The 19,856-nt window shown below is 62.7% G+C and carries 19 protein-coding genes; 8 read left to right on the plus strand and 11 right to left on the minus strand.

Annotated features, from left to right (window positions below):
- Nucleotides 1-75: 75 nt before the first annotated feature.
- Genes GV819_RS07160 through gnd form a run of 3 tightly spaced genes read right to left on the minus strand, consistent with a single transcriptional unit; the run spans nt 76 to nt 3,388 of the window.
- Nucleotides 76-897: a Cof-type HAD-IIB family hydrolase gene (locus GV819_RS07160; protein ID WP_161754922.1), complete on the minus strand. Its 822-nt coding sequence runs from the start codon at nt 895-897 to the stop codon at nt 76-78.
- Nucleotides 894-2,411 carry a glucose-6-phosphate dehydrogenase gene (zwf, locus tag GV819_RS07165; RefSeq protein WP_161754924.1) on the minus strand — a complete coding sequence of 506 codons (1,518 nt, stop codon included), beginning with the start codon at nt 2,409-2,411 and terminating at the stop codon, nt 894-896. Before zwf ends, GV819_RS07160 begins: the two co-directional genes overlap by 4 nt.
- A complete protein-coding gene (gene gnd, locus GV819_RS07170) occupies nt 2,408-3,388 on the minus strand; it encodes a phosphogluconate dehydrogenase (NAD(+)-dependent, decarboxylating) (protein ID WP_161754927.1) in 981 nt (326 codons plus the stop codon). Before gnd ends, zwf begins: the two co-directional genes overlap by 4 nt.
- Nucleotides 3,389-3,792: 404 nt before the next feature.
- Between gnd and GV819_RS32930 the strand changes: the two genes are divergently transcribed.
- The 5 genes from GV819_RS32930 (at nt 3,793) to GV819_RS07190 (ending at nt 9,009) form a co-directional block, all read left to right on the plus strand.
- On the plus strand, nt 3,793-3,969 hold the full coding sequence (locus tag GV819_RS32930; protein WP_178124722.1) for a DUF6026 family protein: 177 nt from the start codon (nt 3,793-3,795) through the stop codon (nt 3,967-3,969).
- A gap of 272 nt (nt 3,970-4,241) precedes the next feature.
- Nucleotides 4,242-5,984 (plus strand): phosphoethanolamine transferase CptA, encoded by a 1,743-nt coding sequence (locus GV819_RS07175; RefSeq protein WP_161754929.1) that lies wholly within the window; start codon nt 4,242-4,244, stop codon nt 5,982-5,984.
- 304 nt (nt 5,985-6,288) lie between these two features.
- A complete protein-coding gene (locus GV819_RS07180) occupies nt 6,289-6,513 on the plus strand; it encodes a hypothetical protein (protein WP_161754931.1) in 225 nt (74 codons plus the stop codon).
- 397 nt (nt 6,514-6,910) lie between these two features.
- Nucleotides 6,911-7,585 carry a heavy metal response regulator transcription factor gene (locus GV819_RS07185; RefSeq protein WP_161754933.1) on the plus strand — a complete coding sequence of 225 codons (675 nt, stop codon included), beginning with the start codon at nt 6,911-6,913 and terminating at the stop codon, nt 7,583-7,585.
- Nucleotides 7,582-9,009, plus strand: a complete 1,428-nt coding sequence (locus GV819_RS07190) for a heavy metal sensor histidine kinase (RefSeq protein ID WP_161754935.1) — start codon at nt 7,582-7,584, stop codon at nt 9,007-9,009. Before GV819_RS07185 ends, GV819_RS07190 begins: the two co-directional genes overlap by 4 nt.
- Here the strand turns inward: GV819_RS07190 and chrA are convergent.
- The 7 genes from chrA to GV819_RS07225 form a co-directional block, all read right to left on the minus strand.
- A complete protein-coding gene (gene chrA, locus GV819_RS07195; protein ID WP_161754938.1) occupies nt 9,006-10,199 on the minus strand; it encodes a chromate efflux transporter in 1,194 nt (397 codons plus the stop codon). The genes GV819_RS07190 and chrA overlap by 4 nt on opposite strands.
- A complete protein-coding gene (locus tag GV819_RS07200; RefSeq protein WP_161754940.1) occupies nt 10,199-10,690 on the minus strand; it encodes a GNAT family N-acetyltransferase in 492 nt (163 codons plus the stop codon). Before GV819_RS07200 ends, chrA begins: the two co-directional genes overlap by 1 nt.
- A 157-nt stretch (nt 10,691-10,847) precedes the next feature.
- A complete protein-coding gene (gene zapE, locus GV819_RS07205) occupies nt 10,848-11,975 on the minus strand; it encodes a cell division protein ZapE (protein ID WP_161754942.1) in 1,128 nt (375 codons plus the stop codon).
- A 70-nt stretch (nt 11,976-12,045) separates the two neighbouring features.
- Nucleotides 12,046-12,387, minus strand: a complete 342-nt coding sequence (locus tag GV819_RS07210) for a nuclear transport factor 2 family protein (RefSeq protein WP_161754944.1) — start codon at nt 12,385-12,387, stop codon at nt 12,046-12,048.
- Between the two features lie 52 nt (nt 12,388-12,439).
- Nucleotides 12,440-13,156: a helix-turn-helix transcriptional regulator gene (locus tag GV819_RS07215; RefSeq protein ID WP_161754946.1), complete on the minus strand. Its 717-nt coding sequence runs from the start codon at nt 13,154-13,156 to the stop codon at nt 12,440-12,442.
- A gap of 195 nt (nt 13,157-13,351) precedes the next feature.
- The gene (gene speB / locus GV819_RS07220; RefSeq protein ID WP_161754949.1) at nt 13,352-14,311 is read right to left on the minus strand and encodes an agmatinase; all 960 of its coding nucleotides are present in this window, start codon (nt 14,309-14,311) and stop codon (nt 13,352-13,354) included.
- Between the two features lie 10 nt (nt 14,312-14,321).
- Nucleotides 14,322-15,416, minus strand: coding sequence for a polyamine ABC transporter substrate-binding protein (locus GV819_RS07225; protein WP_161754951.1), 1,095 nt, complete (start codon nt 15,414-15,416; stop codon nt 14,322-14,324).
- A 101-nt stretch (nt 15,417-15,517) separates the two neighbouring features.
- Between GV819_RS07225 and GV819_RS07230 the strand changes: the two genes are divergently transcribed.
- The 3 genes from GV819_RS07230 to GV819_RS07240 all read left to right on the plus strand — a co-directional run bounded on the left by GV819_RS07230 (nt 15,518) and on the right by GV819_RS07240 (nt 18,686).
- Entirely contained in the window at nt 15,518-16,417 is a 900-nt protein-coding gene (locus GV819_RS07230) for a LysR family transcriptional regulator (protein ID WP_161754953.1), read from the plus strand.
- A gap of 199 nt (nt 16,418-16,616) precedes the next feature.
- Nucleotides 16,617-18,056 (plus strand): nucleobase:cation symporter-2 family protein, encoded by a 1,440-nt coding sequence (locus tag GV819_RS07235; RefSeq protein WP_161754955.1) that lies wholly within the window; start codon nt 16,617-16,619, stop codon nt 18,054-18,056.
- Between the two features lie 168 nt (nt 18,057-18,224).
- Nucleotides 18,225-18,686 carry an LEA type 2 family protein gene (locus GV819_RS07240; protein WP_161754957.1) on the plus strand — a complete coding sequence of 154 codons (462 nt, stop codon included), beginning with the start codon at nt 18,225-18,227 and terminating at the stop codon, nt 18,684-18,686.
- A gap of 7 nt (nt 18,687-18,693) precedes the next feature.
- On the opposite strand, the gene glsB is transcribed toward GV819_RS07240, so the two are convergent.
- The gene (gene glsB, locus GV819_RS07245) at nt 18,694-19,602 is read right to left on the minus strand and encodes a glutaminase B (RefSeq protein WP_161754959.1); all 909 of its coding nucleotides are present in this window, start codon (nt 19,600-19,602) and stop codon (nt 18,694-18,696) included.
- Nucleotides 19,603-19,856 lie beyond the last annotated feature (254 nt).

Raw genomic sequence — 19,856 nt, forward strand, 5'->3', positions numbered from 1 at the left:
CGGCGAAGGCTGCGCCCGATGGGGCAGCCCTTGATGGCGAGAGGGCTTCGGCAGGCCCGGTTAGCGCAGCCTGCGTCAGCGCTGGAGGATGTAACGCTCGATCGCCTCGGCGGCGCCGTCTTCCAGGTTGCTGCCGGTGATCACATCGGCCTGGCGCTTGACCTGTTCCTCCGCCTGGCCCATGGCAATCGACAAACCGGCACGCTGGAACATCGCCGGGTCATTGCCGCCATCCCCCAGGGCCGCCGTGCGCTCCAGGGACACCCCCAGGTGCTTGGCCAGGGTTACCAGGGCCTGGCCCTTGTCCGCCTGCAACGCGGTGACATCAAGGAAGCGTGGTTGCGAACGGGAGGCCTGGGCCTGCCCAGAAGTCCGCGCCTGCAGCCGGGTTTCCAGCGCCATCAACAACCGATGGTCATTGCTGGCGGCCACAATCTTGTCGATGCGCGGCAGGTACTCGTCGAAACTGCCCACCACTTTCGGCGCATACCCCAGTGCCTGACGCTCAAGGGGCATCAACGGCCCGTCGAGGTCGCGCAGTAGCCATTGATCGTCGGCAAACACCCAGGTTTCGATACCCGGTTGCGCTTCGAACAACAGCAAGGCAGTGACTGCCGCTGCCACAGGCACGTGGTGGCGAACCAGGCAGCTGCCATCGGGGTTGACGATGCTGCCCCCGTTGAAGCCCACGGTGGGCAAGTCCACACCCAGTGCCTCGATCTGCTGCAACATGGCCCGGGGCGGACGCCCGCTGGCCAGGCTGAAAGCTACACCGGCGTCGCGCAAGGCCCGGACCGCGTCGAGGGTACGCGGGCTCAAGCTGTGATCCGGCCGCAGCAGCGTGCCGTCCAAGTCGCTCAGCAGAAATTCGATGGGGCGCGCCTTCACGCCACTCATCCGAGGGTGTGCCAGACGCGGCCGTCCCGGGCCAGCAACTCATCACCCGCGGCCGGACCATCCTCGCCCGCAGGGTAACTCTGCAAGGCTGCGTCCTGCTTCCAGGCGTCGAGAAAGGGTTGCACCGCACGCCAGCCGTTCTCGATGTTGTCCGCTCGCTGAAACAGCGTCTGGTCACCGATCAGGCAGTCGTAGATCAGGGTTTCGTAACCGGTGGACGGCTGCATTTCGAAGAAGTCGCGGTAGGCGAAGCCCAGTTCGATGTTGGCCATGTCGAGGCTCGGCCCGGGTTTTTTCGCCAGCAGGTCGAACCACATGCCTTCGTTGGGTTGAATCTGGATCCGCAGGTAGGTCGGCGACAGGCGCTCGACCTCGGTATTGCGAAATTGCGCGTAAGGCGCCGGCTTGAAGCAGATGACGATCTCGGTGTCGCGCACACTCATGCGCTTGCCGGTGCGCAGGTAGAACGGCACCCCAACCCAGCGCCAGTTATCGATCATCACCTTCAAGGCGACATAGGTTTCGGTGTGGCTGTCCGGTGCCACGTTGGCCTCCTCGCGGTAACCCGCCAGGGTTTTACCGGCCACTTCACCGGCACTGTATTGGCCACGTACCGAGTTGGTCCGGGCCTCTTCCATGGACCAGGGACGGATCGCCCCCACGACCTTGGCCTTCTCGCCACGCACCGCATCGGCGCCAAAGGCCGCGGGCGGTTCCATGGCCACCATCGCCAGTAACTGGAACAGATGGTTGGGCACCATGTCGCGCAGGGCGCCGGTGTGTTCATAAAAGCTGCCACGGGTTTGGACCCCGACGGTTTCCGCCGCGGTGATCTGCACGTGGTCGATGTAATGGTTGTTCCAGAACGCCTCGAACAGGCTGTTGGAAAAACGGCTGACCAGAATGTTCTGGACGGTTTCCTTGCCCAGGTAATGGTCGATGCGATAGATCTGCTTTTCGCTCATCACCTTGAGCAGGCAGGCGTTGAGGGCTTCGGCGGTCTGCAGGTCGGAGCCGAAGGGCTTCTCGATCACCACCCGGCGAAACGTCTCCGGCCCTTCCTTGAGCAGCCCCGAAGTCGCGAGGCGCTGCACCACTTCACTGAAGAAGCGCGGCGCGGTGGCCAGGTAGAACACCGCATTGCCAGTGCCGCTGGCGGCAATCCGGGCCGCCAGCTCAACGTAGGTGGCGTCATCGAGGAAGTCGCCCTGGACATAGCTGATCCCACGGGTCAGCCGGGCCCAGACAGCGGCGTCCACAGACGCCCCCTGCCCTTGTTTGTTAAGTACTTCATCGCGAAGGAAGTCTTCCAGCAGGGTGGCGAACTCAGCGTCGCTCACTGCGTTGTGGTCGACGCCGACAATCCGCAATCCCTCATCCAGCAAGCCGTCACGGCTCAGGTTGTACAGCGCGGGGGTCAACAGGCGCTTGACCAGATCACCGCGGGCACCGAACAGGAATAGCGTGGTCGGCGGCGCCGGCAACGCCTTGGACTTCTTTCGCGTTGAGGTCATTTCTTCCCAGTCTCCACATGGCCGCCAAAGCCGAAGCGCATGGCCGACAGCACTTTGTCGCCGTAGGTACCTTGGCCGCGCGAACGGTAGCGGGAGAACAACGAGTTGGACAGCACCGGAACCGGCACCGATTGCTCCATGGCGGCCTCGATGGTCCAGCGGCCTTCACCGCTATCGGCCACGGAGCCGGAGAAACCGTCAAGTTTCGGGTCGCTGGCCAGGGCGTCGGCAGTCAGGTCCAGCAACCACGAGGACACCACGCTGCCACGGCGCCAGACTTCGGCGATGTCGCCCACGTTGAGGTCAAAACGCTGGTCTTCCGGAAGGTTTTCCGAAGACTTGGTCTTGAGGATGTCGAAGCCCTCGGCGAAGGCCTGCATCATTCCGTACTCGATGCCGTTGTGGATCATCTTGACGAAGTGCCCGGAACCGGCGGGACCCGCATGGATATAGCCGCGCTCGGCACGGTCATCGGTAGCCACCCGATCCTTGGTCCGCGCAATCGAACCCAGGCCCGGGGCCAGAGCGCTGAACAAAGGATCCAGGCGCAGCACTTCATCGGCATCGCCGCCGATCATCATGCAGTAGCCGCGTTCCAGGCCCCAGACGCCGCCGGAGGTGCCGACGTCGATGTACTTCAGGCCCTTTTGCGCCAGGTCCCGAGCGCGACGGATATCGTCCTTGTAGTAGGTGTTGCCGCCGTCGATGATCACGTCGCCCGGGGCCAGCAACTGGCTCAGGGTGTCGATGGTTTCTTCGGTAGGTGCGCCGGCGGGCAGCATGACCCAGACCGCGCGCGGTTGTTCCAGGCCGGCTACCAGCGCTGGCAGGTCGGCGACGCCCTTGGCGCCTTCTGCGGCCAGGGTGCTGACAAAGTCGCTGTTGCGGTCAAAGACTACGGTTTCGTGCCCATTGAGCATCAAGCGCCGTGCAATGTTGCCGCCCATGCGGCCCAGTCCAATAATCCCCAGTTGCATGTGCTGATGCTCCTACTGCAAAAAATTCAAATCAAAAATGTGTAGCCCATGGGGCCGGGTGAAACTTCAAGGTGCGCAACTATACAAGGCAAAAAGCCCCAAGACAGCGCAATCTTCAGACATAAAGCGACTTTCTGTAGCGACCTGCAGCCAACACGGCCTGCAAAGGCCCCACTCAATACCCCGTCCGACACGGCCTTATTGAGGATTAGTCCCAACACTCTGGACGAAGTTTCCAAATCCTTGGGTGGATAACGACGTAAATCACTTGGAAGGCACAAAGACCCCGAAAAATAAAAAGTTCCCTTTGCCAAAAAAAGAAATAAAATTGCCGCCGATAATGCTTTGCGCAAGGAATGCGGACAACGAAGCATAGTTGAGACACGCCATTTGCGAGGTGAGCAATGGGCACCGTACTACCAGCACGACCTGCACAAACCCTGTACGTCACCATCCGCCGTGACGAACTGCGTCAACTCAAAGACCAGCGCGATCAGTTGCAACAGGAACTTGCCCAGCTGCGCCTGCAACTGCAGCACCAGGAGCAAGCGCAAGCGCTGCACCTTTCCTCCGCGAGCTGAGACTCGAACGTCGAGCGCAGGCCTGCCCTGCGTTCATCTGCAACCGCCCGTTGTTGCATGCCATGACGTCTTCAGCGCAATGGTTGCCAGCCCCTGTTGAACGCCGGGCAGCGCACCGCTGAACCCACAAAAATCCAACGCATCTGTCACAAAGTTTTCACACTTGCCTATCGATACTCCAGGCCATTGTGGCCGTTTTGTTACACAAGGACGGCCTTCATGAGCGACGCCCAGCCGGCGCGCAATGATCATGGATTCCTGGGGAGCGCTGAATGGCATTGTTCAAACGCAGTGGTACATCTGCGAAAGGTTTTGACTGGATGGGACTGCTCTGGCTGTTCCTGTTCTTCTGGTATTTCTCGGGCATCACCCAGCTGCTGATCCAGCTCACCGACACCTCCGGATTCACCGGCTTTCGCCAGGCGTTCTTCATGAGTGCCATCTGGCTCGCGCCGATGCTGCTGTTCCCGGCACGCACCAAAGTCATGGCCGCGGTAATCGGCGTAGTGCTCTGGGCCTGTTCCATGGCCAGCCTGGGCTACTTCTTCGTCTATCAGCAAGAGTTCTCGCAAAGCGTCATCTTCATCATGTTCGAGTCCAACCCCTCGGAAGCCGGTGAATACCTGACCCAGTACTTTGCCTGGTGGATGCTGCTGGCGTTCATTGCCCACACCGCATTCGCAATCTTCCTCTGGAGCCGCCTGCGCCCGGTCTACTTGCCTCGGGCCCAGGGCCTGATCGCCGCTACGGCGATCCTGCTGGTGATTGTCGGCTACCCGCTGGTCAAGCAGATCTCCCGCGCCGACACCGTTGCCCTTGGCCTGGAAAAATTCGAAACCCGGATCGAGCCCGCCGTGCCCTGGCAGATGCTGGTTGCCTACCGCCGCTACCGTGAGCAACTGGACGGCATGCAAGGCATGCTCGACAGTGTCAGCAAGATCCCGCCACTGACCAACCTCAAGGACAGCATGGCTGGCCAGCCGGCGACCCTGGTGCTGGTGATCGGCGAGTCGACCAACCGGCAGCGCATGAGCCTCTACGGCTACCCGCGCCAGACCACCCCGGAGCTGGACAAGCTCAAAGACCAGTTGGCGGTCTTCAACAACGTCATCACCCCACGCCCCTACACCATCGAGGCGTTGCAGCAGGTACTGACCTTCGCCGACGAAGAAAACCCCGACCTGTACCTCAAGACGCCGTCGCTGGTCAGCGTAATGAAGCAAGCGGGCTACAAGACCTACTGGATCACCAACCAGCAGACCATGACCAAGCGCAACACCATGCTCACCACCTTCTCCGAGCAGGCGGATCAGCAGGTGTACCTGAACAACAACCGCAACCAGAACGCCCGCCAGTACGACGGCGACGTGCTCGAGCCCTTCACCAAGGCCCTGGCCGACAGCGCGCCACGCAAGTTCATCGTGGTGCACCTGCTGGGCACTCACATGAGCTACCAGTACCGCTACCCGCCAAGCTTCGACAAGTTCACCGATCGCCAGGGCGTACCAGCCGGCGTGCGCGACGATCAGGTACCCACTTACAACAGCTACGACAACGCCGTCCTGTACAACGACTTTGTAGTTTCCAGCCTGATCAAGGACTACGCCAAGACCGACCCCAACGGCTTCCTGCTGTATCTGTCGGACCACGGCGAGGACGTCTTCGATTCCGTCGGGCACGACACCCTGGGACGCAACGAAGCCAAGCCGACAGCGCCGATGTACACCATCCCGTTCATGGCCTGGGCCTCGCCAAAGTGGCGGGAAACCCATGATTGGAGCTTTGCTTCCGACCTCAGTCGGCCTTACAGCAGTTCGCAGTTGATACACACCTGGGCGGACCTGGCGGGCCTGAGCTTCAATGAGCTGGACCCGAGCCGCAGCCTGGTCAACGACAGCTTCAAGGCGCGGCCGCTGCTGATCGGCGACCCTTACTCGCGCCAGAGCAAGGCACTGATCGACTTCAGCTTAATGAAACCCAAACCGCCTGCCGACGCCGCGGTGGTGCAGCAGTAAGATCTACCTCGGGGGCCGCAATGGCCCCCGACTCGTTCTGCATCCCCCTTCCCCTCCTCATGGCAGCCCGCTTGCTGGCGAACCGGTGCCAGCGCCTTGCTGCGCAGTCAAAGCCACTGCGCAAGCAGAAAACTCCACCCGGCAGTTCGTGCAAAAATGTCGTGCCGACACATGATGTCAAAAATGTAATCTTCGATTCAGGCTGACGTTAACCCTCAGTTAATAGACTTCGGTGAAACTTTGCTCCTCACTTGTTGAGCAGTGACGAAGCAAGTACCGAACACTCTTAAGCAGGAAACGCAGCATGAAACTTTCAACTCTTGTACTCAGTGGCTTGATCCTGGCGGGCTCCAGCGCCGCCTTTGCCGAAGGCGGTTCCGAACGTGTGCAACAGTTTTACGAGAACTTCCGTGTCAGCCAACAACAGGTTCACGGCGATAAAACCGAGAACACCGCACAGGCTGACAAGCAGAAACCCGTCTCGCCATATTCCGCATCGGACGCCAAGCAAAAACAGCCTGACGCCTGATCCCGCGATTTAAGCAAGTCCCACTCTGAACACTGTGCTCCTTTGGCAGAGATGGATGTTTGGCGCCCTTGCGGGCGCCTTTTTTTAATACTTCCCAGCAGCATTCTTTCAAGCCGATGACCAAGACATTACAACTCTGTCATTCACGGCCTTGGCTATTTCAGTTCAATTAACATGCCGCAGCGTGACAGCATTCAAAACATGAGCCTCACGACTTCCTGGCATGCCCCCTTGCCTGAAAACAGCCGCTACCGGTGGTACCCCCAGCAGCTCGCCGACTATCGGAAGTCTTCTAATTATTTGAATTATTTAAGTTAATTTATTGACCCTGTAGCTACTTCAGGCTTCAGCATCGAGTCATTGGATCCCCCCTGACGATTTTCAAGAGGACATGACAATGCGCATTCTGGTGATTGAAGATGAGCCGAAAACCGCGGACTACCTGCACCAGGGATTGACCGAAAGTGGTTATATCGTCGACCGCGCCAACAATGGCGTGGATGGATTGCACCTGGTTGAACAGCAGCCCTACGAATTGGTGATTCTGGATATCAACCTGCCCGGCAAGGATGGCTGGCAAGTATTGGAACATATGCACCGGCAACATCCCGCGCGGGTCATGATGCTCACCGCTCGAGGACGCCTGGAAGACAAGGTCAAGGGACTGGATATGGGCGCAGATGATTATCTGGTCAAGCCTTTTCAATTTCCCGAGTTGCTGGCCCGAGTCCGCACCTTGATGCGCCGTAGTGAGCCCGTAGCCCAACCGCAAGTCTTGCAAGTTGCCGACTTGCAACTTGATCCGCGGCGTCACCGGGCCTATCGCGGTGACCGGCGTATTGACCTGACCACCAAGGAGTTCACCCTGCTGCATGTATTGATGCGCCACTCGGGGGAGGTGCTGACCCGCACGCAAATCATTTCCCTGGTCTGGGACATGAACTTCGATTGCGACACCAATGTGGTGGAAGTTTCCATTAGTCGCTTACGGGCAAAGATCGATGACGCCAGCGAAGTCAAACTGATCCACACCCTGCGTGGCGTCGGTTATGTGCTGGAAGTACGCCAATGAATTCGCGCCCTCCGCCAGCCCCCAATAACAGCCTGTCGATGCGCCTGGGGCTGACCGTCAGCCTGATGGGCGCAGCACTGGTGCTGCTGCTGGCGACCCTGGCCTACCTGGCCCTGAACCACGAGTTGGACAACCTGGCGCGCAAGGGCCTGGAGAGCAAGCTGGAGCAGATCCAGCACAGCCTCACCAGCGACCTCAAGAGCAGCGATCTAGCGGCCCGCCCTCATTCCCTGCTGGACCTGGTGATGGGCCACGACAACCTGCAACTGAGTATCCTGGGCAACGACCCGCAAGCCGAACCCTTGCTGAATGTCGGCGGCAGCGACCAGCAGCCCCTGCCCGAAGCCCTGCGGGCAACGGCCGCAGACGGCTACTTCGATTGGCGCGACAGTCGCGGCGAGCAACTGCTCAGCGCCTCGCGACAAATGAACCTGCGCAATGGCGAACAGGTACAGGTGGTGCTGAGCCTGGACCGCAGCAACGATCAAGCACTGCTCAGCGCCTACCTGCGCTCCACGGTCATCGCCTTGCCGCTGTTGCTGCTGTTGATCGGCATCGGCGCCTGGTGGCTGGTGCAACGGGGCCTGCTGCCCCTGCAGCAGTTCACCCGGGTCGCCGCGAAAGTCACCACCCAGGACCTGACCCATCGCCTGAACCTGGACAAGCTGCCCCGGGAATTGGCGGAATTGGGCCAGGGCATCAATGTCATGCTGCACCGCCTGGATGGCGGCGTGCAGCGGCTGTCGCAATTCTCCGACGACCTGGCCCATGAACTGCGCTCGCCCATCAGTAACCTGATGGGCAAGGCCCAGGTGACCCTGTCCCGGGAGCGCCCCCCGGAGGAATACAAGGGGGTGCTGGAAGCCAGCATCGAAGAACTGGAGCGGGTCACGCGGATCGTCGCCGACATGCTGTTCCTCGCCCAGGTCAGCCAGCCCGCATCCCAGGCCCGCTTCACCCGGGTGTCACTGGGAGAAGAAGCGCGCCGAGTCATGGACCTGTTTGCCCTGAGCGCCGAGGACAAGCAGCTCGAACTGCAGCTGAGGGGGGACGCCTGGGTCCTTGGCGATCGCCTGATGATCCAGCGGGCCATCTCCAACCTGCTGTCCAATGCCATCCGTCACAGCCCGCCCCGGGGTCGGGTCAGCCTGCGAGTCGAGCACCAGTTGCAGAATGTGAGCCTCAGTGTGAGCAATCCCGGGCCGGGCATCGCCGATTGCCACCTGCCCCACCTGTTCGAGCGTTTCTATCGGGTCGACAGCAGCCGCACCCGGGCCGAAGGCGGCACTGGGCTGGGACTGGCGATTGTCCGCTCGATCATGAGCCTGCATCAGGGACGAGCCGAGGCCAGCAGCGTCGTGGACGAACTGACCGAGTTTTGCCTGGTGTTCCCCAAGCTCGACCCGGCGCTGCATGACAGCTAGGCCAGCCAGGCCCCCAGCGCCGCTCCCAGCAGCACCAGGGCCCAAGGCGGCACCCGGCCACTGCGCAGCAGCGCCCAGGCCAGCAGCACCGCCGCCAGTTCCAGGGGGCCGGTCACGCTGCTGCTCCACAGCGGCTGATACAGCGCCGCCGCGAGCAAACCGACCACCGCCGCATTGACCCCGGCCAGTGCGGCCTGAATACCCTGGCGATGGCGCAGGACCTGCCAAAAAGGCACCACCCCGATCACCAGCAGCAGCCCCGGCAGAAAAATCGCCAGCAGGCAGACCAGCGCCCCCGTCCAGCCATCAATGGCGGCGCCAAGAAAAGCCGCAACGCTGAACAATGGCCCCGGCACCGCCTGGGCACTGGCATAACCGGCCAGAAACAGCTGGCTGCTGACCCAACCCGGCTCCACCACCTGAGCCTGTAACAGTGGCAGCACCACATGACCGCCGCCAAACACCAGGGCGCCGACCCGATAGAAACCATCGAACAGGCTTAACAGCTGGCTTGGCCAGAGCAGCGCCAGCCCGGGCAAAAGCACCAGTAACAGCAACGCCAGGCTCAGCGCCACAATCCCCTGGCGACGATTTGAGCCCGAAGCCCGGACTTCGATCTGCGCCTCGAACACCGGCTTGATCAGCAGCGCTCCCAACAGCGCCGCCAGCACCATCACCGCCAGTTGCACCCCCAGGCCCGGCCAACGCAGCACCAGGACCGCAGCCAGCAACGCGATGACCATCCGCAGCGGACCACGGCACAGACTCCAGGCCATGCCCCACAGGGCTTGGGCCACTACCGCCACGGCTACCAGTTGCAGGCCCTTGAGCGCTCCCGGGGGAACACCGGAGCCCAGTCCCAGGGCCAACAGGGTCAGGGCCAGCGCCGAGGGCAAGGTGAAACCGGCCCAGGCACACAGGGCCCCCGGCACCCCGCCACGAGCCAGGCCCAGGGCGATGCCGACCTGGCTGCTGGCCGGCCCCGGCAGAAACTGGCACAGGGCGACCAGCTCGGCATACGCCGCCTCCCCCAGCCAGTGCCGACGCTGGACGAATGCCTGGCGGAAATACCCCAGGTGCGCCACCGGCCCGCCGAACGAGGTCAGTCCCAGGTGCAGAAACACCAGGAAGATCTGCCAGGGTGTCTCCGTGGCACGCGGGGCCTCTCCAGGGGGTGTGACATCGGGCATTACAAAGCCTTGCTCCAGAACAACATGCGGCCATGGGCGGGGTCGAGCATGGCGCTGGCAAAACCGCAGGCCTGATAGGCCGACTGGGCCTGGGTATTGCCCTCCAGCACTTCCAGGGTGATCTTGCAGCAGCCTCGCTGGCGGGCAATGTCCTCGACTTTTTGCAGCATCCGCTTGCTCAGTCCCTGGCCACGAAAGCTGTCGAGCACCACCACGTCATGGACATTCACCAAGGGCCGGCAGGCAAAGGTGGAGAAACCCTCGAAGCAGTTGACCAGCCCCACCGGCTGGCCACCGGCAAAGGCCAGCACCGTGAACGCCTGGGGTCGCTTGGCCAGTTCCGCCGGCAACTGCCCAAGCAGGTCCGCCGCCAGCGGCTGCCCCCCGCCCATGGGGTCCTGGGCATAGTGATTGAGCAGTACGCCTATGGCCTCGGCATGCACCGGGTTGCTGTAACTGGCTTGCAGAACCACGACATCGGCAACGTCCATGTTCATCCTCGATCAACACATGAAAGTGAGCACTCAGGGCTCAGGCAGCCTGGATTGTAGGCTGAGGGATTTGACCAAACGAAGATTCTTCATCTACTGACCACAGAAAAATCTTAAATAATGCTCAGCGCTCGGATCAACTGGAACGGTTTCCCCCTCAGGCGCCCGGCGCTGGGCCGAAACGTTGCAGTTGCATCTCCTGCAAGCGGCTGAGGGTGCGGCGGAAGGGAAACTCCAGGTAACCCTCGGTGTACAGCTGCGCCATCGGCACTTGCGCTTCCAGATAGAGCGGTACCTTGCGGTCGTAGCATTCATCCACCAGGGCGATGAAGCGCCGTACCGCGTCGTCATGGATCGACAGTTGCGGCAGCTCACGATCCCCCGCCGCCACGCGCTGAACACCGTCCTCGGTGCCACGGGCAATACGCCCCGGGCGTTGCTGGGCACTGAGGTTGGGCACTTCACTGAGGAGAATGGCGCGGAACCGGTCACACAGCGCCATGAAATCCATGGCCGAGAACGGTTGCTCGCACAGATCGGCGAAGCGGCACCAGATCACCGTCTCGGCGGCCTTGACCACGGCCACTGGGCGGTAGCCAAGCAACAGTGGCTCGCTGGACACCGCCTGCCCTGCGCTCAACTGCTCGAACAGCAGCGCCAGGGCACTGGGCTGCCCCTCGGCGCTGAGCCAATAGCGCTGCGCCACAGCGCCGGGGTGCAGGCGGTGATCCTGCTCACCGTCCACCGCCAGCACCTGCATGTGCTCGCGGATGGCGTTGATCGCCGGAACAAAGCGCTCACGGTTGAAGCCGTCGGCATAGAGTTGCTCGGGAGGCTGGTTGGAGGTGCAGACCATGACCACGCCCTGTTCGAACATCACCTGGAACAGGCGGCCGAGAATGATTGCATCACCGATGTCGTTGACGAACAACTCATCGAAACACAGCACCCGCACCTCTTCAGCGAGCTCACGGGCCAGGGCCCGCAGCGGGTCGGCGGTGCCGGTCAGCTGGAACGAACGCTGGTGCACCCAGCCCATGAAGTGGTGAAAGTGCTGGCGTCGCGCCGGCACCCTGAGGCTCTGGTAGAACTGATCCATCAACCAGGTCTTGCCCCGCCCTACCGAGCCCCACAGGTACACGCCCTGCACCGGCGTGCCTCCCTGGTGCAGGGCTTCATGGCAGCGCTGCAAGGCTTGCACCGCCCGTGCCTGCGCTGCATCGGCGACAAAACCATCGTGCTCCAGTGCCTGCTGATAAGCGCTCAAGGGTGAATCGAATGGCATGGCTGGCAGGCCTCCTGGCAAAGAGCCGCAGTATGCCACCCCGCGAGCACGCGCAGTCAGGCAGAACCGCTCAGCGAGAGATATCCAGGCGCGCGATCTTGCCCTGGGCATCAAGGCGAAAGGTGTAGCGCAAGGCCTGGGGGCTGCCGGGAAAATCACCGGAGATCAGATTATCCAGCAGCACCTTGCCCGTGCGCTGCTGAACCCCGACGATCTCCAGCCGGGGCCGCAGGCGGCTCCGGGTGTCGTCCATCCAGCGGGCAATCTCCTGCGGCCCGACGCGGTATTCACGCTCGTCGAAAAGCTGCGCCTGGTCGGCGAAGATCGACGCTACCACTGAACTGTCCCCGGTATTGGTCGCCGCCACATAAGCGATGATGGCCGGGGCCAGCGAAGGGTCGGTAGTGAACATGGAACAAGCTCCTTGCGAGTAGATGAGCGAGCCATGTTAGGACCCCGTCGCGTCATTTCTTGTCAGCAGTGAAACGGCCGCCTGCATCCCCTTGCATGCGCTTGCGCCAGGCCCGTAGCCAATCACTGCGGCGCCCCGGATAGGCCACATCCTGCTCCTCGGCGGCGGCGATGCGATCGGTGCGAAAGGTCCGATAATCTTCACGCAACTCGCACCAGGCAACTATCACCCGGGCCTCGTTGAGAAAGCCCAGGGCCAGGGGCCAGATCAGCCGCTGGCTGGGGGTCTGGTTGACATCGGCATAGTCGATCAGCAGCTTGGCCTGATGACGGATCGCCAGGCGAAACACGTTCAATGACACCGGATTGTCCGGAAAGCCATAACCTGATGGCCCCGGTAACAGCGTGGGATTGCGCAAGGCGTCCTGGGCGGCCGGGGCCAGCACCGCGGCGATCTTGGCCATGGCATCGGCGGCAGCCTTGCTCAACACCTCGTCGCCCCGCTGATCGACGTAGCGCAAGCCAAGGACCACGGCTTCGGTTTCATCGGCATTGAGCATCAGCGGCGGCAAGAACAAACCGCTGCGCAGCACATAGCCAACCCCGGCCTCTCCGTAGATCGGCGCCCCCAGGGAGGTGAGCTCGGCAATGTCGCGGTACAGGGTGCGTTCGGAGACCTCCAGCTCCCGGGCCAATGTTGCAGCAGTGACCGCGCGGCTCTTGCCTCGCAGCATCTGCAACAGGGTGAGTAATCGGCTGGCTCGCGACACCTTGAGTGAACTCCCGGGAAAAACACCGAGGCAGGATACCAGAGGCTCCTGACAGACAATGTCAGGAGGCCTGTCGCAGCCCTAGCCTGGATGCCCCAGGAGATGCGGCGTGCCCAAGGCCGCCAGCGGTTCGGTGAAAGATCATCAAGCCAGGCCCTCCGGACCTGGCGCAACGGCGCAAGCAAACGGCAAAGGTCAGACGTCGACCTTATGCCGGGCCGCGTAGAGACAGAGCATTTCCATGGCCAGGGTGGCGCCCGCCAGGGAGGTGATCTCGGCGTGGTCGTAGGCCGGTGCCACCTCCACCAGGTCCATGCCCACCAGGTTGATCCCGCGCAAGCTGCCGAGAATCTCCAATGCCTGGGTGGTGCTCAAGCCGCCGCAGACCGGGGTGCCGGTCCCCGGGGCGAACGCCGGGTCCAGGCAGTCGATGTCGAAGGTCAGGTACACCGGGTGATCACCGACCCGTTCGCGAATCGCCGCGGCAATCGCCTCGCAGCCAAGCCGATGAACCTGGCGCGCATCCAGCACCTGGAAGCCCTGATGGTCATCGTTGGTGGTGCGCAAGCCGATCTGCACCGAGCGCGCCGGGTCGACCAGCCCCTCCCGGGCGGCGTGCCAGAACATGGTGCCGTGATCGATACGCTGGCCTTCCTCGTCGGGCCAGGTGTCGCTGTGGGCATCGAAGTGAATCAGCGCCAGCGGGCCGTGCCGGCGATGATGGGCCTTGAGCAGCGGGTAGCTGATGAAGTGATCACCGCCCAGGGTCAGCATCGCGCAGCCGGCGTCGAGGATGCGCCGGGCATGGGTCTCGATGCTCTCGGGCACCGATTGCGGGGTGCCGTGATCAAAGGCGCAGTCGCCATAGTCGATCACTGCCAGGTGTTCGAAGGGGTCGAAGGCCCAGGGCCAATGGCGTTCCCAGGCGATGCCAGCGGATGCTGCGCGGATCCCCCGCGGCCCGAAGCGCGCCCCGGGACGGTTGGTGGTGGCGGTGTCGAAGGGCACGCCACTGACCACCAGGTCGACACCTCGCAGGTCACGGCTATAACGCCGACGCATGAAGCTGGTGATGCCGGCGTAGGTGGTTTCGGCCTGGGTGCCGTACAAGCTGTCGCGGGTCAGGGCCTGATCGTTGAGGTCGGCGATATCCATGGGTGTTTCCTCAGGGTTGGCGGCTACGGAAGGTGCTCCAGATACGCGTGCGCTGACGCATGTCCTTGAGGCTCATGCTGCGGTCGGCGTACAGCCGGGCACGCATCTGGGCAGCCGGGTAAATGTCTGGGTCGTTGCGGATCGCTGGGTCAACCAGGGGCGTCGCCGCCTGGTTGGCATTGGCGAAGAACAGGCTGTTGGTCAGGGCCGCCACCGACTCCGGACGCAGCATGAACTCGATGAAGGCTCGGGCCGCCTCGGGGTGCGGGGCATCCTTGGGGATCGCCAGGTTGTCTTGCCAGACCAGGGTGCCGTTCCGGGGAATGCGGTAAGCCACCTCGAACGGCTTGCCGGCCTTGCGCGCCTGGTCAGCGGCCATGCTGGCATCGCCGTTGTAGGTCAGCGCCAGGCACACGCTGCCGTTGGCCAGGTCATTGATCTGTCGGCCGGTGGCCACATAGAGCACTGCAGGCTGCAGCTGCCGCAACAGCGCTTCGGCCTGGGCCAGGTCGTTTTTGTCCGTGCTGTAGGGGTCCTTGCCCAGGTAATGCAGGGCCAGCCCGATGACTTCCTGAGGCGAATCGAGAATGGCAATCCCGCAGTCCTTGAGGCGTTCGGCGTATTGCGGTTTGAACAGCAGGTCCAGGCTGTCCAGCGGCACGTCCGGCAGCCGTTGACGCAGCGCCTCGACGTTGATACCCAAGCCCAGGGTGCCCCAGGTATAGGGCACGCCGTAGCGATTGCCGGGATCGACTGCCGCCAGCTTGCCCAGCAGGTCCGGATCAAGGTTGGCGTAACCCTTGAGGCTGGCGCGGGGGATCTCCCGCAGCGCCCCGGCCGCCAACCCTCGCGCCAGCACGCTGGAAGACGGCACCACCACGTCATAACCGCTGCCACCCGTGAGCAGCTTGGTTTCCAGCACCTCCGGAGCGTCGAAGGTGTCGTAGCGCACCTGAATACCGGTTTCTTCGGTAAACCGCTGCAGGGTCTGCGGGGCCACGTAATCGGCCCAGCTGTAAAGGTTGAGCAGCGGTTCTTCGGCCCGTGACGACGGGGCCATGGCCAATATCGCCAACGGAAGGCACAAGCGCAGCAACGGACACATGACGGGCACCTGCAAGGAGGAAGTAGCGGCAGCTTGCCCGGATGGTTACATTACAAAAATACCAAGCTTGTTACGCTGACATTCACCAGGAGTAATGTTTGATGCTGGGTCAATTGCACGATCTGGACCTGCAGCTGTTACGGCTGTTCGTCAGCGTGGCGCAGTGCGGTGGCTTCAGCGCCGCCCAGGGTGAATTGGGACTGAGCCAGTCCAGCATCAGCCAGCAAATGGCGCGCCTGGAGACCCGTCTCGGCTACCGCCTGTGCAGCCGTGGCAAGGCCGGCTTCAAGCTGACGCCCAAGGGCGAGCAGTTGCTGAGCGCGACCCGCCCGCTGTTCCAATCCATCGAAGTGTTTCGCCATCAGTCCAACGGTGTTGCCGGACGCTTGATCGGCGAGGTGCGCCTGGGGCTGTCCGAAGCCCTGGACCAGTCGGTGTTGCAGAAGGTGGCGGCAGCGATCCGCGACTTTCGCCAGCGCGATGAATCGGTGCGGATCGAGTTGCTCAGTGCCATGCCCGGCGAAATGGAGCGCCTGCTCCTGCAGCAACGCCTGGACCTGGCCATCGGTTACTTCTCAAAGGTCCAGCGGGCCTTTGATTACCGCCGCCTGTTCAGCGAGACCCAGCACCTGTATTGCGCTGTCGGCCATCCATTGTTCAGCGCCGCGGAGCCGGACCTGAGCAGCCTGCAGCATGCCGACCGGGTCGACCATCCTTATCGTTTCCTCGGTCCGGACGAGCCGTTCCAGGGCCAGCGTTGCTCGGCCCGAGCCGAACAGGTGGAAGGCACCCTGGCCTTCATCCTCTCTGGACAGCACATCGGCTACCTGCCCAGCCATTTTGCCCGCAACTGGGAGAACGCCGGCCAACTCAAGCCCCTGGGGCAGCCGCAACTGAGTTTCGAGGTGGACTTCTACCTCGCCCGACACCGCGCCCAGGTGCCGGGCGAGGCCCAGCAAGCCTTCGAGGAAGACCTGCTGCGCGCCTTTGTCCCAGACTAAGCGGGGCTCTTGAGGCCTGCATTGACCTTTTCCGCCTGTTTGCCCTTCTGACAGCGGCACCTTTCTGGCATCCTGCGCCTCCTTTTTTCTGACCGGGTCCGCAAGTCTTGTCCGACGTCATGCTTTTGCGGCCCAAGTCCCGTCCACTTTCCGGCGTGTGCCCCCGCTGTACCCACACGCCACTGGCAGGCCTTTTCCCATGACCACACCTGATCGCTCCCCTCCTCGCTACAAGTCTGACCTGATCTACGGCCTCAACGACCGCCCGCACTTCAGTGCCGCAATCTTCGCCGCGCTGCAGCACGTGCTGGCCAGCTTCGTCGGCATCATCAGCCCGACCCTGATCTTCGGCGGCGTCCTCGGCCTTGAGAGTGAACTGCCTTACCTGATCAGCATGGCGCTGTTCGTTTCCGGCCTGGGGACCTTCGTCCAGGCCCGGCGCCTGGGCCCTATCGGCTCTGGCCTGCTGTGCGTGCAAGGCACCAGTTTCTCCTTCATCAGCGTGCTGCTCAGCGCCGGTTTCATGGTCAAGGGCCGTGGCGGCGACACCAACGAGATCCTCTCGACGATCTTCGGCATCTGCTTTGTCGCAGCCTTCATCGAGATGTTCCTCAGCCAGTTCATCGGCAAGCTGCGCAAGCTGATCACCCCGGTGGTGACCGGCACCATCATCACCCTGATGGGCCTGTCGCTGATCAAGGTGGCCGTCACCGACATGGCCGGCGGCTACGGCGCCAGCGACCTCGGAGCAGCGAGCAACCTGGGCCTGGCGGCACTGGTGCTGCTGACCATCGTGGTGCTCAACCGCTTCAATCACCCGATGCTGCGCGTCGGCTCGATCGTCATCGGCCTGACCCTGGGCTTCGTAGTGGCCTGGCTGCTGGGGCGGGTGGACATGGCGGCGTTGCCGGACGTGCCTCTGGTCAGCGTGCCGGTGCCGTTCAAGTACGGTTTCTCCTTTGACCTCATCGCCTTCATTCCCCTGGCGGTGATCTTCCTGATCTCGCCACTGGAAGCCGCCGGCGACCTGACCGCCAACTCGATGATTTCCCAACAGCCAGTCAAGGGCCCGCTGTACATCAAGCGCATCAAGTCCGGCCTGCTGGCGGACGGTTTCAACTCGGCAGTGGCGGCGGTGTTCAACAGTTTGCCAATGGTCACCTTCGCCCAGAACAACGGGGTGATTCAGCTGACCGGCGTGGCCAGCCGCTACGTCGCCTACTTCATTGCCGGGCTGCTGGTCCTGCTGGGGCTGTTCCCGATGATCGGCGCGGTGCTGCAACTGATGCCCAAGCCGGTACTCGGTGGTGCCACCCTGATCATGTTCGGCACCGTGGCGGTGGCCGGGATCAAGATCCTCGCCGAGGCCGGGCTGCACCGGCGCAACGTGCTGATCGTGGCCATTTCCCTAGGCATGGGCCTGGGCGTGGCGGCGGTGCCGGAAGTGCTGCGCGAGCTGCCCAAGGCCCTGCACAACATCTTCGAATCGCCGATCACCGTCGGCGCCATCTGCGCGATCTTCCTGAACATCTTCCTGCCGGAGGAATTTCTCGAGCTGGAAGAGGATGAGTTCGATCCGGAAGCATCGACCCTCAAGGTCATGCAAGACCCGGACATGAGTGCCAAGGCGAACTCCTGAGGCTGCTTGGCGTCTATGCTGCGTGCGGCGCAACATCGGTTGACCGGTGACATCACCGCACTGACTGCATTGCCATACCGCCCAGGTTGATTGCAACCTGGGCCGGCCGCGACAGGGGCGAAGCACCTTCGCCCTGCTCGACTCGCCCTCACTTCTGACAGGTAACCCATGCGCAAACTCATCACCCTGACGCTGCTGTTCCTCAGCCTGAGCGCCTGCGCCCTGCTGCCCAACCGCGATCCCCTGGCGATCAATGTGGTGGGCATCGAGCCGCTGCCGAGCCAGGACCTGGAAATGCGCTTCGCGGTGAAACTGCGCCTGCAGAACCCCAATGAAAACACCATCGACTACAACGGCGTGGCCCTGGACCTGGAGGTCAACGGCCGCCCACTGGCTTCCGGGGTCAGCGACCAGCAGGGCCATATCGGCCGTTATTCCGAAGACATCCTGGTGATCCCGGTGAGCGTCTCGGCCTTCTCCGTGCTACGCCAGACCCTTGGCCTGAGCCAAACCCAGAGTCTCGACAACCTGCCCTACGTATTGCGCGGCAAACTGGCCGGTGGCCTGTTCGGCACCCAACGTTTCATTGATCGCGGGCAGATCAGCCTGAGCAACCCGGGCGCCTGGTAAGGCGACCTCAGAACACCGACCAGCCGATCCGCTGGCTCAGCAGTTCGAGCGCGGCCATGCCCACCAGCGAGTTGCCCGCGGCGTTGAGTTCCGGCGACCACACGCACACCGTGAACTGCCCAGGCACCACCGCGACAATCCCCCCGCCGACACCGCTCTTGCCCGGCAAGCCGACCCGATAGGCGAAATTGCCAGCTTCGTCGTACAGGCCGCTGGTGGCCATGATCGAGTTGACCTGCTGGGTCTGCCGGCGCGTGAGGATCTGCTCGCCGCTGTGCTTGCAAAAGCCGTCGCTGGCCAAAAAGCAGAAGGCCCGGGCCAGGTCGACGCAGCTCATGCGCAAGGCGCAATGGCTGAAATAACTGCGCAGCACCGCCTCGACATCGTTGTGGAAATTACCGAAGGACTGCATCAGGTAGGCCATGGCCGCATTGCGTGCGCGGTGCTGATACTCCGAATCGGCCACCCGGCCATCCACCATCACCTGACTGTTGCCCGACAGGCGCCGGGCGAAATCACGCATGGACAAGGCCGGCGCGGCGAAGCGCGACTGGTTGATGTCGCAGATCACCAGGGCCCCGGCATTGATGAACGGGTTGCGCGGCCGGCCGCGCTCGAACTCCAACTGCACCAGGGAATTGAACGGCTGCCCCGAGGGCTCGTGGCCCAGGCGCTCCCAGATTGCCTCACCGGAATGGCCGATGGCCTGGACCAGGCTGAAGACCTTGGAAATGCTCTGGACCGAGAATGGCGTGTCGGCGTCACCGGCGCTGAACACCTGGCCATCGTTGCCATACACGGCAATCCCCAGCTGGTTGGCCGGCACGTCCGCCAGGGCTGGAATGTAATTGGCGACTCGGCCTTGGCCGATCAGGGGGCGGACTTCATCGAGGATCTGGTTCAACAAGGCTTGCATGGTCTGGCTCATCATCACGGGCCCCGATACGGCGACGGGGCTATGGCTGCTAGACGCGCGCCAGGGCCTGCGCAGCACATGCAGCCGGCCTCGCCGCTCAGAAAACCGAGCGTACAGGCTGATCAAAAACTACAGTTCGCGCTGGCGCGCCCGGGCCACTTTCCGCTGGCCAGCGCAGGCGTGTGCAACGCGGGCGCATGCCCCAAGGCACTCTTCGCCGACAAGCCGGGACCCACAGCGGTGCGAGCGGCAGA

Origin of the sequence: Pseudomonas sp. Fl5BN2 (assembly GCF_009908205.1) — a bacterium.
Classification (GTDB): domain Bacteria; phylum Pseudomonadota; class Gammaproteobacteria; order Pseudomonadales; family Pseudomonadaceae; genus Aquipseudomonas.